Consider the following 15,482-nt stretch of genomic DNA (forward strand, 5'->3'; position numbering starts at 1 on the left):
GGCGCTGACGCGCCGTCCGGGCTGATCGGGGACACGCTAGGGGCGCTGCTCCTCGAAGAGTCGGGCGGACTCGTCGTGCCAGCTCTGGGCGATGCTGGAGAGCTTCTCCTGGTACTTCTTCCCGTGGTGCGCGCAGAACAGCAGTTCTCCGTTGTTCACGACCACTCGGATGTACGCCTGGGCACCGCAGCTGTCGCAGCGGTCGGCGGCGGAGAGCTGGTGGGCACCGGCGAGCTCGTCCACGCCGTTCTGGGTTGCTGTGGTCGACATGACTTGGCCTCCTGCACTCGTTCTTCGATCTCTGCTTAGTGGAACCCATCCAAGCACGCGATTGTTTCCGCACGGAGTCGATCGGTCGGCATTTCGCTCTGCGCGTAGGGGCCCCGCGCCGAGCGGCCATCGTGCTGTCGTCGGGTGCCGCGCCACCGCGGCCGGAGCGGTTCCCGAAAGTAGACTGGGCGGATGGCCTCCACCGACTACAACGCCCGCCACCTCTCCGTCCTCGAGGGTCTCGAGGCGGTCCGGAAGCGGCCCGGCATGTACATCGGATCGACCGACTCGCGCGGCCTCATGCACTGCCTCTGGGAGGTCATCGACAACTCCGTCGACGAGGCGCTGGCCGGGCACGGGACCGAGATCAGCGTGCTCCTGCACGCCGACGGCAGCGTCGAGGTGCGCGACCGCGCGCGCGGGATCCCGGTCGACATCGAGCCGAAGACGGGGCTCTCCGGAGTCGAGGTCGTGTTCACGAAGCTGCACGCGGGCGGCAAGTTCGGCTCCGGGTCCTACGCGGCGTCCGGCGGTCTGCACGGCGTCGGCGCCTCCGTGGTCAACGCGCTCTCGGAGCGCCTCGACGTCGAGGTCGACCGCAACGGCCGCACCTACCGGATGTCGTTCCACCGGGGGGAGCCTGGGCGCTTCGCCGACGCGGGCGAGCCCACCCCCGACGCTCCGTTCACGCCGTTCGAGAACGGGTCGGAGCTGACGGTCGTCGGGAAGGTCGCCAAGGGCGTCACCGGTACGCGCGTGCGCTACTGGGCCGACCGCCAGATCTTCACGAAGGGCGCCTCGTTCCAGACGGACGACCTGGTGACGCGCGCCCGGCAGACCGCGTTCCTCGTCCCCGGCCTGACGATCGACATCGTCGACGACCGGGCGGACGAGCGCCGCGCCGAGATGTTCCGCTACGACGGCGGCATCTCGGAGTTCGTCGAGTTCCTCGCCCCCGACGCCCCCGTGACCGAGGTGCTGCGCCTCACCGGCTCCGGCACCTTCACCGAGACCGTGCCGGTGCTGACCCCCGGCGGCGCCATGGTGCCCACCGAGGTGGAGCGCACCTGCGAGGTCGACATCGCCCTGCGCTGGGGCACCGGCTACGAGACGGTGATGCGCAGCTTCGTGAACATCATCTCGACGCCCAAGGGCGGGACGCACCAGACCGGCTTCGAGCAGGGCCTGCTGAAGCTGCTCCGCTCCCAGGTGGAGGCGAACGCCCGCCGCCTCAAGGTCGGCTCGGACAAGCTCGAGAAGGACGACGTCCTCGCCGGGCTCAGCGCCGTGCTGACCGTGCGGCTCCCTGAGCCGCAGTTCGAAGGCCAGACGAAGGAGGTGCTGGGCACGCCCGCGGTCCGCGCGATCGTCGCCTCCACCATCGCCTCGACGCTGGGCGTGGTGTTCTCCTCGACGCGCCGCGAGGACAAGGCGCAGACCTCCCAGCTCCTCGAGAAGGTCGTCGCCGAGATGAAGTCGCGGATCTCGGCCCGCGCGCACAAGGAGACGCAGCGCCGCAAGAACGCGCTGGAGTCCTCCTCCCTTCCGGCGAAGCTGGTCGACTGCCGCAGCAGCGACGTCGAGAACAGCGAGCTCTTCATCGTCGAGGGCGACTCCGCCCTCGGCACCGCCAAGCTCGCCCGCAACAGCGAGTACCAGGCCCTGCTGCCGATCCGGGGGAAGATCCTCAACACGCAGAAGGCGAGCATCGCCGACATGCTCTCGAACGCCGAGTGCGCCTCGATGATCCAGGTGATCGGAGCCGGCTCCGGCCGCTCCTTCGACCTCTCGGCCGCCCGCTACGGGAAGATCATCCTGATGAGCGATGCCGACGTCGACGGCGCCCACATCCGCACCCTGCTGCTCACGCTCTTCTTCCGCTACATGCGGCCGCTCGTCGAGGCGGGGCGCGTCTTCGCCGCCGTGCCTCCGCTGCACCGGCTCGTGGTGATGAACGCGGGGAAGAAGCCGAACGAGACGATCTACACCTACTCCGAGAAGGAGCTGCAGAGCGTGCTCGCGGCCCTCGGCAAGGCGGGCCGCCGTTACCAGGACCCGATCCAGCGCTACAAGGGGCTCGGCGAGATGGACGCGGACCAGCTGGCCACGACGACCATGGACCGCTCCCGCCGCACCCTCCGCCGGGTGCGGGTCGCCGACGCGGAGAACGCCGGCCGGGTGTTCGAGCTGCTGATGGGCAACGACGTGGCACCCCGCAAGGAGTTCATCGTCCGCGGGTCCGAGTCGCTGTCGCGGGACCGCATCGACGTCTGAGCCGCGGGGCTCAGAACACCTCGGGCGCCGCTCCGATCGTCGCGATCGGCGCCGCGAGCGCCACGCCGGAGCCGTCGCGCTTCATCCCGGAGTCGGGCAGCGCGGCGACCGAGCCGTCGGCCTCGAGCGCGTGCGCGGGACCGGGGCCGACCCACGCCACTCCGAGGGCGGTCTCGCCCTTGAGGAAGCGCTGCGCACGGACTCCGCCGGTGGCCCTGCCCTTGGCGGGGAACTCCGAGAACGGCGAGACCTTCGCACTGCCGGTGTCGGTCCCCGAGAGGGCCCAGCTGTCGACGGCGACCGTCGCGACGACGGCCTCGTCCCGGTCCTCGGCGGCGACGACGGCGAAGTGCACGACGTCGTCGGTCTCGGCCAGCTTGACCCCGGCCATCCCCGCGGCGGTCCGGCCCTGAGGGCGGACGGCGGACGCGGGGAAGCGCAGCAGCTGGGCCTCGCCGGTGACGAAGACCAGCTCGTCCTCCTCCGCCGACGCGGCCGCGCCCACGACGGCGTCCTTCGGCTTCAGGGCGATGAGCTCGATGTCCGGGCGGTTGGGCAGCTCGCCCGGCGCGACGCGCTTGACGACGCCCTGCTGGGTGCCGAGCGCGATCGGCCGCTCGTCGTCGAGGGCGACGAGCGCGAGCACCCGCTCGTCCTTCGCCAGGTGCGGGAGGTAGTCGCTCATGCGCACGCCCGCGCCCAGCTGCACCGAGGAGGAGGGGACGGCGGGCACGTCGACCGGCGAGAAGCGGAGGAGCCGACCGGCGCTGGTGACCGCGCCGATCTCCGTCCGGCTGGTCGTGTCGAGCACGCTGAGGACGGCGTCGTGCTTCGAGCGGCGCGTGGCGCGCTCGGGGTGGGGAGCGGCCTCGGGGTCGCGGTCGACCCGCACCATGCGGCCGGTGGTGCTCAGCAGCACCCGGCAGGGCACGTCCGCGATCTCGAGCACCGCGGCGGCCTTCCGCCCGGTGGTGGCGACGGAGGGACGCGCCTCGGTGAGCAGGGTGCGCCGCGGGGTCCCGAGGCGCTGGGCGACCTCGTCGAGCTCGTCCGAGACCAGCTCGTCGATCCGTGAGCGGCTGGCGAGGAGGGCCTCGAGCTCGGCGATCTCGGCGAGGAGGGTGTCGCGCTCGGTCTCGAGCTCGATGCGCGAGAACTTCGTGAGACGGCGGAGCTGGAGCTCGAGGATGTAGTCGGCCTGCAGGGTGCTGAGGTCGAAGACCTCGATCAGCCGGGCCCGCGCCGCCGCGGTGTCGTCGCTCCCGCGGATCAGCTGGATGACCTCGTCGATGTCGAGGATCGCGATGAGCAGGCCCTCGACCAGGTGCAGCCGCTCCTGGCGCTTGCGCAGTCGGTAGCGGGTCCGCCGGGTGACGACCTGCACCCGGTGGCCGATGTAGACCTGCAGCAGCTCCTTCAGGCCGAGGGTGCGCGGGCCGCCGTCGACCAGCGCGACGTTGTTGATCGAGAACGCGTCCTCGAGGGGCGTGTAGCGGTAGAGCTGCTCGAGGACGGCCTCCGGGCTGAAGCCGGTCTTGATCCCGATGACGAGCCGGAGGCCGTTGTCCCGGTCCGTCAGGTCGGTGACGTCCGAGATGCCGCTGAGCTTCTTGTTCTGGACGCCGTCCTTGATCTTGTCGATGACCTTCTCGGCGCCGACGAGGTAGGGCAGCTCGGTGACGACCAGGCCGGACTTGCGCGCGGTGATGCTCTCGACCGAGACGCGCGCGCGGGTCTTGAAGCCGCCCCGGCCGGTCGCGTAAGCGTCGCGCACGCCGGCGAGGCCGACGATCGTGCCACCGCTCGGGAAGTCCGGTCCGGGGACGAACGACATCAGGTCGTCCAGGGACGCGTCGGGATGGGCGATCAGGTGCCGGGCCGCCCCGATCACCTCCACGAGGTTGTGGGGCGCCATGTTCGTCGCCATGCCGACGGCGATGCCGCTGGCCCCGTTGACCAGCAGGTTCGGGAACGCGGAGGGGAGGACCTCGGGCTGGTCGTGCGAGTTGTCGTAGTTCGGGACGAAGTCGACGACGTCCTCGCCGAGGTGCTCGGTCATGGCCGTGGCGGCCGGGGCGGGGCGGGCCTCGGTGTAGCGGGCCGCGGCCGGGCCGTCGTCGAGGGAGCCGAAGTTGCCGTGCCCGTCGACGAGGGCGACCCTCATCGTGAACGGCTGGGCGAGGCGGACGAGGGAGTCGTAGATCGAGGCGTCGCCGTGCGGGTGCAGCTTGCCCATCACCTCGCCGACCACGCGGGCCGACTTCACGTGGCCGTGATCGGGCCGCAGCCCCATCTCGCTCATCATGTAGAGGATCCGGCGCTGCACCGGCTTGAGGCCGTCGCGGGCGTCGGGCAGGGCCCGCGAGTAGATGACCGAGTACGCGTACTCGAGGAAGGACCCCTCCATCTCGGCCGAGACGTCGACGTCCTCGATGCGCTCGGTGAGCGAGGATCCGGAGGAGGGGGCTGCAGCGTTCATGACTCGATTCGGTGGCGGGCGCGGGGCGGCGGCGGGGGACTGCACCGCCCTGCGGCGCTCGACGGGACGGGCGGAGCGGAGACGGCGCCTCGCGGACGGGACCGGCCCTCCCGTTCACGCGGACGCTCCGCTGCACCGGCCCGGCGGGGACGGCGGCGCTGTGCGAAACTGGGCGCGATGACCCACATGCTACCGCCAGCCCCCGACGGGCGGCGGAGCCTCGCCGACGTCCTGCCGGGCGCCCTCGACGCGCTCCTGGGCCGCCCCGGCCTCTTCGGCTCGCCCCGCGTCGAGCGGATCGTGGTCGTCCTCGTCGACGGCCTGGGTGCCGCGAACCTCCGCCAGCGCGGGGGCCACTCGCGCACGCTCGCTCCGGCCCTCAACCGCGGCACCACGCTCGTCTCGGGCTTCCCGACGACCACCGCGGCGGCCCTGGCGAGCCTGACGACGGGCCTGCGCCCGGGCGGGCACGGGATGGTCGGCTACCGCGTGCTCGACCGCGCCTACGACCGCCTGGTCAACCAGCTCTCCGGCTGGGACGAGGGCATGGTGCCCGAGACGTGGCAGCCCCACCCCACGGTCTTCGAGCAGGCCTCGGCCGCCGGTGTCCGGGCCGGAGTGATCGGCCCAGCGCGGTACGCCCGCTCCGGTCTCACGCGGGCGATCCTGCGCGGCGCCGAGTACCACTCCGCCGGCGGCGTCGCCGAGCGCTTCACGGCGGCGCGCGCCCTGCTCGACGAGGGCGGCCGGCAGCTCGTGTACCTCTACGTCCCCGAGCTCGACCAGGCGGCGCACGCGCGCGGCTGGGAGTCGCCGGAGTGGACGGCAGCGCTCGAGCTCCTGGACGGGGAGGTCGGCGGAGCGGTCCGCGGGCTCTCCGCCCGCGAGAGCGTGCTGGTCACCGCCGACCACGGCATCGTGGACGTTCCGGCGTCCTCGCACGTGCTCGTCGAGCGGGGACCGCTACTCGAGGGCGTCCGGCACCTCGGCGGAGAGCCCCGCTGCCTGCAGCTGCACCTCGAGCCGGGTGTGGACCCCGACGAGGTGGCGCGGCGCTGGATCGAGGCGGAGGGCGCACGCGCCTGGATCGCGACGCGCGACGAGGTCGCCGTGAGCGGCTGGTTCGGCGAGGTCTCTCCGGCGGCGGCCGAGCGGATGGGCGACGTGTTCGTCGCGGCGCGGAGGACCATCGCCTACTACGCGGCGGACGACTCCTCCGGCCGCTCGATGATCGGGCAGCACGGGTCGCTCACGCCGGAGGAGACGCAGGTGCCGCTCCTCCGCTTCGGCGCGCTGGCCTGAGCCGGGCCGAGTGCACGGGGGCACCGTCCACCCCGGCGGAGCCGCGCCGGCGGAGGGTCAGTCGTCGCTGCGCGCTCCGAAGACGATCTCGTCCCAGCTCGGCATCGACGCCCGCCCCCGGCGGAGGCTCCCGCGCACGCCCGACGGCTGCTCGGGGACCGGGGGAGCGGTGCGCGGCGGCTCCGGTGCCTTCTCGACCGGAGGAGCGGCCTCCGCCTCGGGCTCCGGCTCCTCGCGGACGCGGAGGCTCGAGGCGTGATCGCGCTCGCCCCGGCGGCGCCGCAGGGCGTCGAGCAGGTCGGCGGTGTCGTTGAGGTTGCGCTCGCGCTGCTCCGTCGTGCTCGTGACGGGGCGGGGGAGCGTCGAGATCGGGCGCGGGGTCTCGGAGAGGGCCGGCTGCGGTTCCGTGTCGGAGGGGCGGACGGCGGCCGGCCGGGCGTGCGGCATCGCGGCGGGGCGGCCGGCGGTGGGGTGGTCGGCCCGGGCGGAGCGGCTCGGCGCCTCCGCGGACTCCGTGTCGAAGCGCGTGGCGAGCTCGTCGACGGCGGCGGGGATGACGGCGCGCAGGCGCGGGATGAGGGTCGGCCGGATCTCACCCTGCTGCGAGAGCGTGATCGCCTCGGAGGTCAGCGGCGACAGCAGCGCCTTCCGCGGGTCGAAGCGCCAGCGGGCGTCGTGGTCGATCTCGTCCGAGCGGAAGAGGAGCTTGACGACCCAGCCCTCCTCCTCCTTCCAGCTCGACCACTGCTCGCCCTCGGCGCCGAGCGACGCGAGGCGGTCGCGGATGACGTCGCCGAAGGGCGTGCCCTCCTCGAGGGGATCGGGGTCGGTGGTCGTGTAGACGCGCACGGCGAGAGCGGACGCGACGATGTGCTCGCGCTCGGCCGTGACGGGTCCCTCGAAGCGCTGGACGTAGCCCAGGTCGGCGCCCGTGAGCTCGGCGACCTCCTCGGCGGAGAGCCCGGAGCGGATGTGGGCCTGGATCTCGCGGGGGGAGACGCGCTTCTCGCGCGGCGGGAGGGTGTGGACCCGCGGCCGCAGCTGGCTCTGCAGCGTCTCGTCGATGCGGACCGAGAAGCGCTCGCCGCCCTCGGACACGAGGACGAGCGATCCGCCCTCGACGCCGATCACCTTCAGTTCCATCATCGTGGGGACCCTCCTTCTGGACGCGGACCGGGCAAGGATGCCACGCGCCCGGGCGATCGGCCGGGAATACCCCGGGCGGGTCGAAAGTTGGTGCGGAAGGAGGCGGGGCGAGCGGGTGTCAAGAGCCGTTCGAGGTGGTTTGCGAATCGATGCGTCGTGATGCACACTGACCCCGCCGATTTGTTGAACAGCAGAAATAAGAAGTGGATGGGAATGGCTACGGACTACGACGCCCCCCGCAAGACCGATGACGACTCCGAGTCGATCGAGGCCCTGAAGGAGCGAGTCCCCGACAAGATGTCCGGAGTCGTCGACGTCGATGACGCCGACAACCCGGGCGGATTCGAACTGCCCGGTGCCGATCTGTCCGACCTCGATCTGGACGTCGTGGTCCTTCCGCCCCAGGCGGACGAGTTCACGTGCGTGAGCTGCTTCCTCGTGAAGCACCGCTCGCAGATCGACCACGAGGAGAAGCTCGGACCGATCTGCCTGGAGTGCGCCGCTTAAGCGCCTCCCGGCTCCGAAGGACGACCGCTCCGTCGCCGTGATCCCCGGATCGCGGCGACGATGTCGTCCGGGCGGCGGGTGGAGACCAGCCAGTACGGCGTCGGGTCGGCCGGATCCTCGATCGGGACCCGCACCACCTCCTTCACCCAGCCGCGGATGACCAGGTACGCCCGCGCGTCCAGGCGCGTCCCGCGCTCGGCGAACGCCTGGTCCCCCGAGTAGGAGGACGGCTCGCCCACGAGGTCCAGCGGGATGTGCGCGCGGCCGGCGCGCAGCTCACCCTCCGCCACCTCGATCACGGGGGAGAGGGCCAGCAGCGACAGCACGCAGCCCGCGTACAGCACGACCGCGGCGATCACCCCCACCGCGAGGTCGATGGGCGCGAACACCAGGATGCTGGCGGGGATCACGAGGGCGGTGGCGACGAAGAGCCAGGGCGCGGGCCACAGCCTCTCTCGGTAGGACGGCATGACCCTATTGGATCAGACGTTTGGTCTACCCTCGTCACGTGCCTGCAACCGTCGACGTCCCGATCACCGCGGACCGGCTCCCCTCCTACGCCCGTCCGGGCGACGCGGGAGCCGATCTCCACTCGACGGAGGACGTGGTGCTCGCCCCCGGTGAGCGCGCCTCCGTCGGCACAGGGGTGGCCGTCGCCCTCCCGGAGGGCCACGCCGGCTTCGTCGTCCCCCGCAGCGGGCTGGCCTTCAGGCACGGCATCACCGTCGTCAACGCCCCCGGAACGATCGACGCGGGCTACCGCGGTGAGATCCGGGTGGCGCTGCTGAACACCGACAGCCGCGAGACGTACCGCGTCTCGGCGGGGGACCGGATCGCGCAGCTCGTGATCGTCCCCGTCGTCCAGGCGAGGTTCACGGCCGTCGACGAGCTTCCCGAGTCGGTCCGCGGCACGGGCGGCTTCGGATCCACCGGGTACGCCGCCGGCGCCCAGGAGACCAGAATCCACGAGGAGAGCGCATGAGCGACATCCAGCCCACGGCCGGCGAGGCCGCCGAGCCCGTCCAGCAGGACTTCGAGAAGTCGGCGCCGGAGGACCGCGCGGAGGCCGGGCCCCTGGACGAGCGCGAGGCCAACCCGGTCCGCCCCTACATCGACCTCGGCGGGGTGAAGGTGCTTCCCCGCGAGGGCATGCACATCCGCCTCGAGGTCGAGGAGGGGACCAAGCGCGTCATCGCCGTCGGCCTCGACTACGCAGGGTCGACGCTGCAGGTGCAGCCCTTCTCCGCGCCGCGCTCCTCGGGCCTCTGGCACGAGATCCGCGGCCAGATCGCCGAGCAGATCGGCCGTCAGGGCGGATCGACGACGGAGCGCGACGGCGTCTTCGGTCCGGAGCTCGTCGCCGAGCTCCCGATCGCCGGCGGCCAGACCCGCGTCGCCCGGTTCGTCGGCGTCGACGGTCCGCGCTGGTTCCTCCGCGGCGTGATCGCCGGAGCCGGAGCCGTCGACGAGCAGGCGGCCGCTTCGGTCGAGGAGCTCTTCCGCAGCATCGTCGTGGTCCGCGGCAGCGGCCCGATGCCTCCGCGCGACCTGATCCCGCTGAAGGTGCCGACCGGCAGCCAGACCCAGCAGAGCGCGAGCTGACCGGCATGGAGCCGGTGCGGCCCGAGGACCCGGCCCGATCGGAGGAGCCGGTCCGGCAAGAGGTGGGCGACGCGATCGCGCAGGCCGCCCGCCGCTCGGGACTCGGCGCGGTCGCCGACGGCGAGCCGTTCGACGGGAAGGCGCTGCTGCGCACCATGGGCGGCGTCCGGGGGATCCTCGAGGCCGTCGTGCCCGGCATAGCCTTCGTCCTGCTCTACACGGTCACCTCGGAGCTCGTGCTCTCGCTGGTCGCATCCGTCGGGCTCGCCGTGGCGTTCACGGTGGCGCGGGTGCTCGGCCGGACGCCGGTGATCCAGGCCGTCGGCGGACTGCTCGCCGTGGTGGTCTCGGCCGCACTGGCGCTGTTCACCGGGCGGGGCGTCGACAACTTCGCCCTGGGGCTGCTCACCAACCTCGTCTACGGGCTCGTCTTCCTCCTCTCCGTCCTCGTGCGCTGGCCCCTGATCGGCGTCGCCGCCGGCTTCCTGATGGGGGACGGCACCGCCTGGCGATCCGATCGGCGCAAGCGCCGCCTCTTCGGCGCCCTGACCCTCGCGTGGGCGGGGCTCTTCCTCCTGCGCCTGGCCGTGCAGTACCCGCTGTTCCTCGCCGAGGACACCACGGCGCTGGGCATCTGGAAGCTGGCGCTCGGCCTGCCCCTGTACGCGCCGCTGCTGGTGCTCACCGTGCTCGCCGTCCGGGCCGAGTACCGCGGAGCCGGCGAGCGCGCCGATGCGGGCGATGCTCCGGATCGTGCATAGAATTGTCTCGACGTCGAGATAAATAGCGCTCGCCTCCCCGCACCGTCGCGGCGAGGTCGACCGGGCGCCTCGGCGTCGAGGAGTTAGGTCCTCCTTGGTGGCAGGCCGCTGTGCGCGGTCGTCAAGATGAGGACGGAGAGCGGCTCCGCCCGTCGGCGGACGCTGCAGTCAGCGAAGGAGAGGGCGACGTGTCCGCGGTAGACAGCTTTGGATCGAAAGACACCCTGAAGGTCGGCTCGACCGACTACGAGGTGTTCCGCATCGACCGGGTCCCCGGTCACGAGAAGCTCCCGTTCAGCCTCAAGGTGCTGCTCGAGAACCTCCTCCGCACGGAGGACGGCGCGAACATCACCGCCGACCACATCCGCGCCCTCGGCGAGTGGGTCCCGGAGTCGGAGCCCGACACCGAGATCCAGTTCACGCCGGCCCGCGTGGTCATGCAGGACTTCACCGGCGTGCCCTGCATCGTCGACCTCGCCACGATGCGCGAGGCCGTCGCTGCCCTGGGCGGCGACGCGAACCGGATCAACCCGCTCGCGCCCGCCGAGATGGTGATCGACCACTCCGTCATCGCCGACCTCTTCGGCACCGAGGACGCGCTCGAGCGCAACGTCGAGCTCGAGTACGAGCGCAACGGCGAGCGGTACCAGTTCCTCCGCTGGGGCCAGACCGCCTTCGACGACTTCAAGGTCGTCCCGCCCGGAACCGGCATCGTGCACCAGGTCAACATCGAGTACCTGGCCCGCGTCACCATGACCCGCGAGGTGGGCGGTGCGCTGCGCGCCTACCCCGACACCTGCGTCGGCACCGACTCGCACACGACGATGGTCAACGGCCTCGGCGTGCTCGGCTGGGGCGTCGGCGGCATCGAGGCCGAGGCCGCGATGCTCGGCCAGCCCGTCTCGATGCTCATCCCGAAGGTCGTCGGCTTCAAGCTCACCGGCTCGATCCCGACCGGCGTGACCGCGACGGACGTCGTGCTCACCATCACGCAGATGCTGCGCAAGCACGGCGTGGTCGGCAAGTTCGTCGAGTTCTACGGGGCAGGCGTCGCCGCGGTGCCGCTCGCGAACCGCGCCACCATCGGCAACATGAGCCCCGAGTTCGGCTCCACCGCCGCGATGTTCCCCATCGACGACGTGACCCTCGACTACCTGCGCCTCACCGGCCGCAGCGACGAGCAGATCGCCCTCGTCGAGCAGTACTCCAAGCTGCAGAAGCTCTGGCACGACCCCGCGGTCGAGCCGGTCTTCAGCGAGTACCTCGAGCTCGACCTCGGCACCGTCGTCCCCTCGATCGCCGGCCCGAAGCGCCCGCAGGACCGGATCGAGCTCTCGTCCGCTAAGACGCAGTTCGAGTCGGACCTCACCAACTACGCGGACGTCTCGCACGACATCGTCGACCTGACCATCGCGGAGTCGTTCCCCGCCTCCGATCCCGGAGAGCTGCAGCCGCAGGACGAGCACAGCAGCCACGAGCACACCCACCGCTCGCACGCGCCGGCGACCGCCTCCAAGCCGACCACGGTCGAGCTCGGCGAGGGCGGGACCTTCACGATCGATCACGGCGCCGTCGCGATCGCGGCGATCACCTCGTGCACCAACACGTCGAACCCGTCCGTCATGCTCGCGGCCGGCCTGCTGGCCCGCAACGCGGCGCAGAGGGGCCTGAAGGCCAAGCCGTGGGTCAAGACCACGCTGGCGCCCGGATCGAAGGTCGTCACCGACTACTACGAGAAGGCCGGCCTGACCGAGTCGCTCGAGGCGCTCGGCTTCTACACGGTCGGCTACGGCTGCACGACCTGCATCGGCAACTCCGGCCCGCTGCTCGAGGAGATCTCGGCCGCGGTGCAGGACAACGACCTCGCCGTGACCGCCGTGCTCTCGGGCAACCGCAACTTCGAGGGCCGCATCAACCCGGACGTGAAGATGAACTACCTGGCGAGCCCCCCGCTCGTCATCGCCTACGCGCTCGCCGGCTCGATGAACTTCGACTTCGAGGTCGACGCGCTCGGCACCGACTCCGACGGCAAGGACGTGTTCCTCAAGGACATCTGGCCCGACGCGGCCGAGGTGCAGGCGACGATCGACTCGTCGATCGACAAGTCGATGTTCGACACGCAGTACGCGGGCGTGTTCGACGGCGACGAGCGCTGGCGCGCGCTGCAGACCCCCGAGGGCTCGATCTTCGAGTGGGACGAGTCGTCGACCTACGTGCGGAAGCCCCCGTACTTCGACGGCATGACGATGGAGACGACCCCGGTCACCGACATCGCCGGTGCCCGCGTGCTCGCCAAGCTCGGCGACTCCGTCACGACCGACCACATCAGCCCCGCCGGCTCGATCAAGGCCGACAGCCCCGCCGGCCGCTACCTCGACGAGCACGGCATCGACCGCAAGGACTACAACTCCTACGGCTCGCGCCGCGGCAACCACGAGGTGATGATCCGCGGCACGTTCGCGAACATCCGCCTGCGCAACCAGCTGCTCGACGGCGTGGAGGGCGGCTACACCCGTGACTTCACGCAGCCGGACGCCCCGCAGTCGTTCATCTACGACGCGTCGCAGAACTACCAGGCCGAGGGCACCCCGCTCGTCATCCTGGGCGGCAAGGAGTACGGCTCCGGCTCGTCGCGCGACTGGGCGGCCAAGGGAACGAGCCTGCTGGGCGTCAAGGCGGTCATCGTCGAGAGCTTCGAGCGGATCCACCGCTCGAACCTCATCGGCATGGGCGTCGTCCCGCTGCAGTTCCCTGCGGGCGAGAGCTGGGAGTCGCTGGGCCTCGACGGCACCGAGTCGATCAGCATCTCGGGCATCGAGGAGCTGAACGAGGGCGTCACCCCCAAGACGGTCCACGTCGTCGCCGAGCCGACCGAGCACTCGGCCGAGGGCAAGCAGACCGTCGAGTTCGACGCGGTCGTCCGCATCGACACCCCCGGTGAGGCGGACTACTACCGCAACGGCGGCATCCTGCAGTACGTGCTGCGCTCGCTCGTCTAGATCAGCCGCAGAGCGTGTGCGCCTTCCCTGCGGGGGAGGCGCACACGCGTTCCCGGGGGCCCCGTGCGTAGACTCGGGAGACGTCCCCACCTCGCTCACGACCCCGGAAGGCGGCGCGCATGGCTGTTCTCGAGACCATCGGCGGTCCTCGCGATCTCGATCGCCTGACCGCGGCCGAGCTCGAGACGCTGGCGCAGGAGATCCGCGACTTCCTCGTGCGCGAGGTCTCGAAGACCGGCGGCCACCTGGGGCCGAATCTCGGCGTCGTCGAGACGACCATCGCGATCCACCGGGTCTTCGACTCGCCGCACGACGCGATCGTGTTCGACACCGGTCACCAGTCCTACGTCCACAAGCTGCTCACCGGTCGCCAGGACTTCTCGAAGCTCCGGCAGCGCGGCGGCCTCGCCGGCTACCCGCAGCGGAGGGAGTCGCCGCACGACATCGTCGAGAGCTCGCACGCCTCCAGCTCGCTGTCCTGGGCGGACGGCATCTCCCGCGCCTTCACGATGACCGGCCAGACCGACCGCCACGTCGTCGCGGTCGTGGGCGACGGCGCCCTCACCGGCGGCATGACCTGGGAGGCGCTGAACAACATCAGCGACGACAACTCCCGCGGGCTGGTCATCGTGGTCAACGACAACGGGCGCTCCTACGCCCCGACCATCGGCGGCATGGCCCGCTTCCTCAACGGCGTCCGCACGCGGCCGACCTACCGCACGATGCACCGCGGCTCCCGGGCCGTCTCGGAGCGGCTGGGCGGCCCCGCCGCCGCCGTCTACCGCGGCGTTCGCGGCGGGCTCCACGGCTTCCTCAGCCGCTTCATCAACAACGAGGCGCTCTACTCCAACCTCGACATCAAGTACCTGGGGCCGATCGACGGACACGACCTGACGGCGATGGAGGAGGCTCTCCAGCAGGCGAAGGACTACGGCCAGCCGGTCATCGTGCACGCGATCACCCAGAAGGGCAAGGGCTTCGGTCCGGCCGTGCACGACCTCGCCGACCAGTTCCACGCCGTCGGGCAGATCGACCCCGAGACGGGCGAGCCGCTGAGCGCGGCCGGGGCCCGCTCGTGGACCTCGGTGTTCGCCGAGGAGATCGTCACGCTGGCCGACGAGGACCCGACGATCGTCGGCATCACGGCCGCCATGCTCCGGCCCGTCGGTCTCGACCGCCTCGCGGAGAAGTACCCGGAGCGCGTCTTCGACGTCGGCATCGCGGAGCAGCACGCCGTGACCTCGGCCGCCGGTCTCGCCTTCGGCGGGCTGCATCCGGTCGTCGCGCTGTACGCCACCTTCGTGAACCGCGCCTTCGACCAGGTGCTGATGGACGTCGCACTGCACCGAGCGGGCGTCACCTTCGTGCTGGACCGCGCCGGAGTCACCGGACCCGACGGTCCGAGCCACCACGGCATGTGGGATCTGGCGATCCTGCAGGTCGTCCCGAACATCCGCCTCGCCGCTCCGCGCGACTCCGTGCGCCTGCGCGAGGAGCTGCGCGAGGCCGTCGGCGTCACCGACGCGCCGACCGTGGTGCGCTTCTCGAAGGGGAGCGTCGGCGACGAGATCGACGCCGTCGAGCGTCTCGGCGACGGGGTCGACGTGCTCGCCCGAGCCGAGCGCAAGGACGTGCTGCTGGTCACGGTCGGGCCGATGGCCGCGATGGGTCTCGAGGTCGCTCAGCGGCTCGCGGCCCAGGGCATCGGAGCCACTGTCGTCGACCCCCGCTGGGTCGTGCCCGTGCCCACCAGCATCATCGAGCTCGCCCGCGAGCACCGAATCGTCGTCTCGATCGAGGACGGGGTGCGCGTCGGCGGGATCGGCACGCGCATCCGCCAGGACCTGCGCGAGGCCGGCGTGGACACCGCGGTGACCGAGCTCGGGCTGCCCGACCAGTTCCTCGACCACGCCAAGCGCGAGGAGATCCTCGAGGACGTCGGACTCACTCCCCAGCACATCGCTCGCGACGTCGTCGCGCAGGTGCTGGGCAGCAAGATCCCGGTCGCCCGTCCGCTCCCGGACGAGGTCGAGGCCCGGGACGACGCCCGCAGCGACTGATCGGCCGTCGGGACCCGTCCCTCAGGCGACGCGCGGAAGGGGCGCCGGATCCGATCCGGCGCCCCTTCCGCGTCACGGCACT

Annotated in this window: 12 protein-coding genes; 8 read left to right on the forward strand and 4 right to left on the reverse strand. The window is 71.5% G+C overall.

From position 1 onward, the window contains the following. Positions 1-36 precede the first annotated feature (36 nt). Positions 37-270 carry a hypothetical protein gene (locus C5C54_RS09910; protein WP_068212876.1) on the reverse strand — a complete coding sequence of 78 codons (234 nt, stop codon included), beginning with the start codon at positions 268-270 and terminating at the stop codon, positions 37-39. Positions 271-462: 192 nt separating this feature from the next. Between C5C54_RS09910 and C5C54_RS09915 the strand changes: the two genes are divergently transcribed. After that, positions 463-2,544, forward strand: a complete 2,082-nt coding sequence (locus C5C54_RS09915) for a type IIA DNA topoisomerase subunit B (protein ID WP_104222112.1) — start codon at positions 463-465, stop codon at positions 2,542-2,544. Between the two features lie 10 nt (positions 2,545-2,554). Here C5C54_RS09915 and C5C54_RS09920 read toward each other — a convergent pair whose 3' ends face one another. Next, a complete protein-coding gene (locus C5C54_RS09920; protein WP_104288263.1) occupies positions 2,555-5,023 on the reverse strand; it encodes a DNA topoisomerase (ATP-hydrolyzing) subunit A in 2,469 nt (822 codons plus the stop codon). Between the two features lie 177 nt (positions 5,024-5,200). On the opposite strand from C5C54_RS09920, the gene C5C54_RS09925 reads away from it, so the two are divergent. Continuing rightward, positions 5,201-6,325, forward strand: coding sequence for an alkaline phosphatase family protein (locus C5C54_RS09925; RefSeq protein WP_258063286.1), 1,125 nt, complete (start codon positions 5,201-5,203; stop codon positions 6,323-6,325). 57 nt (positions 6,326-6,382) lie between these two features. Here C5C54_RS09925 and sepH read toward each other — a convergent pair whose 3' ends face one another. Continuing rightward, positions 6,383-7,471, reverse strand: coding sequence for a septation protein SepH (gene sepH, locus C5C54_RS09930; protein WP_104232567.1), 1,089 nt, complete (start codon positions 7,469-7,471; stop codon positions 6,383-6,385). A 213-nt stretch (positions 7,472-7,684) separates the two neighbouring features. On the opposite strand from sepH, the gene C5C54_RS09935 reads away from it, so the two are divergent. Continuing rightward, a complete protein-coding gene (locus tag C5C54_RS09935) occupies positions 7,685-7,978 on the forward strand; it encodes a DUF4193 domain-containing protein (protein ID WP_055792269.1) in 294 nt (97 codons plus the stop codon). Here the strand turns inward: C5C54_RS09935 and C5C54_RS09940 are convergent. After that, the gene (locus C5C54_RS09940; protein ID WP_104288264.1) at positions 7,975-8,448 is read right to left on the reverse strand and encodes a DUF3093 domain-containing protein; all 474 of its coding nucleotides are present in this window, start codon (positions 8,446-8,448) and stop codon (positions 7,975-7,977) included. The two genes, C5C54_RS09935 and C5C54_RS09940, sit on opposite strands and share 4 nt — an antisense overlap. Before the next feature lie 38 nt (positions 8,449-8,486). On the opposite strand from C5C54_RS09940, the gene dut reads away from it, so the two are divergent. The 5 genes from dut to dxs all read left to right on the forward strand — a co-directional run bounded on the left by dut (position 8,487) and on the right by dxs (position 15,400). Continuing rightward, entirely contained in the window at positions 8,487-8,960 is a 474-nt protein-coding gene (dut, locus tag C5C54_RS09945) for a dUTP diphosphatase (protein WP_104222105.1), read from the forward strand. Further along, a complete protein-coding gene (locus C5C54_RS09950) occupies positions 8,957-9,580 on the forward strand; it encodes a DUF3710 domain-containing protein (protein WP_104248032.1) in 624 nt (207 codons plus the stop codon). Before dut ends, C5C54_RS09950 begins: the two co-directional genes overlap by 4 nt. A 5-nt stretch (positions 9,581-9,585) precedes the next feature. Continuing rightward, on the forward strand, positions 9,586-10,341 hold the full coding sequence (locus tag C5C54_RS09955) for a DUF3159 domain-containing protein (protein WP_104288265.1): 756 nt from the start codon (positions 9,586-9,588) through the stop codon (positions 10,339-10,341). A 188-nt stretch (positions 10,342-10,529) separates the two neighbouring features. Beyond that, positions 10,530-13,340 (forward strand): aconitate hydratase AcnA, encoded by a 2,811-nt coding sequence (gene acnA, locus C5C54_RS09960; protein WP_104288266.1) that lies wholly within the window; start codon positions 10,530-10,532, stop codon positions 13,338-13,340. A 119-nt stretch (positions 13,341-13,459) separates the two neighbouring features. Continuing rightward, on the forward strand, positions 13,460-15,400 hold the full coding sequence (gene dxs / locus C5C54_RS09965; protein ID WP_104222098.1) for a 1-deoxy-D-xylulose-5-phosphate synthase: 1,941 nt from the start codon (positions 13,460-13,462) through the stop codon (positions 15,398-15,400). The last annotated feature ends 82 nt before the right edge of the window (positions 15,401-15,482 follow it).

It is taken from the genome of Rathayibacter sp. AY1F2, assembly GCF_002930885.1.
Lineage (GTDB): Bacteria > Actinomycetota > Actinomycetes > Actinomycetales > Microbacteriaceae > Rathayibacter.

Excerpts from the sequence above, each read along its gene's own strand:
- C5C54_RS09910 (WP_068212876.1), bottom strand. The coding sequence starts at position 270 with ATGTCGACCACAGCAACCCAGAACGGCGTGGACGAGCTCGCCGGTGCC.
- C5C54_RS09915 (WP_104222112.1), top strand. The coding sequence starts at position 463 with ATGGCCTCCACCGACTACAACGCCCGCCACCTCTCCGTCCTCGAGGGT.
- C5C54_RS09920 (WP_104288263.1), bottom strand. The coding sequence starts at position 5,023 with ATGAACGCTGCAGCCCCCTCCTCCGGATCCTCGCTCACCGAGCGCATC.
- C5C54_RS09925 (WP_258063286.1), top strand. The coding sequence starts at position 5,201 with ATGACCCACATGCTACCGCCAGCCCCCGACGGGCGGCGGAGCCTCGCC.
- sepH (WP_104232567.1), bottom strand. The coding sequence starts at position 7,471 with ATGATGGAACTGAAGGTGATCGGCGTCGAGGGCGGATCGCTCGTCCTC.
- C5C54_RS09935 (WP_055792269.1), top strand. The coding sequence starts at position 7,685 with ATGGCTACGGACTACGACGCCCCCCGCAAGACCGATGACGACTCCGAG.
- C5C54_RS09940 (WP_104288264.1), bottom strand. The coding sequence starts at position 8,448 with ATGCCGTCCTACCGAGAGAGGCTGTGGCCCGCGCCCTGGCTCTTCGTC.
- C5C54_RS09950 (WP_104248032.1), top strand. The coding sequence starts at position 8,957 with ATGAGCGACATCCAGCCCACGGCCGGCGAGGCCGCCGAGCCCGTCCAG.
- C5C54_RS09955 (WP_104288265.1), top strand. The coding sequence starts at position 9,586 with ATGGAGCCGGTGCGGCCCGAGGACCCGGCCCGATCGGAGGAGCCGGTC.
- dxs (WP_104222098.1), top strand. The coding sequence starts at position 13,460 with ATGGCTGTTCTCGAGACCATCGGCGGTCCTCGCGATCTCGATCGCCTG.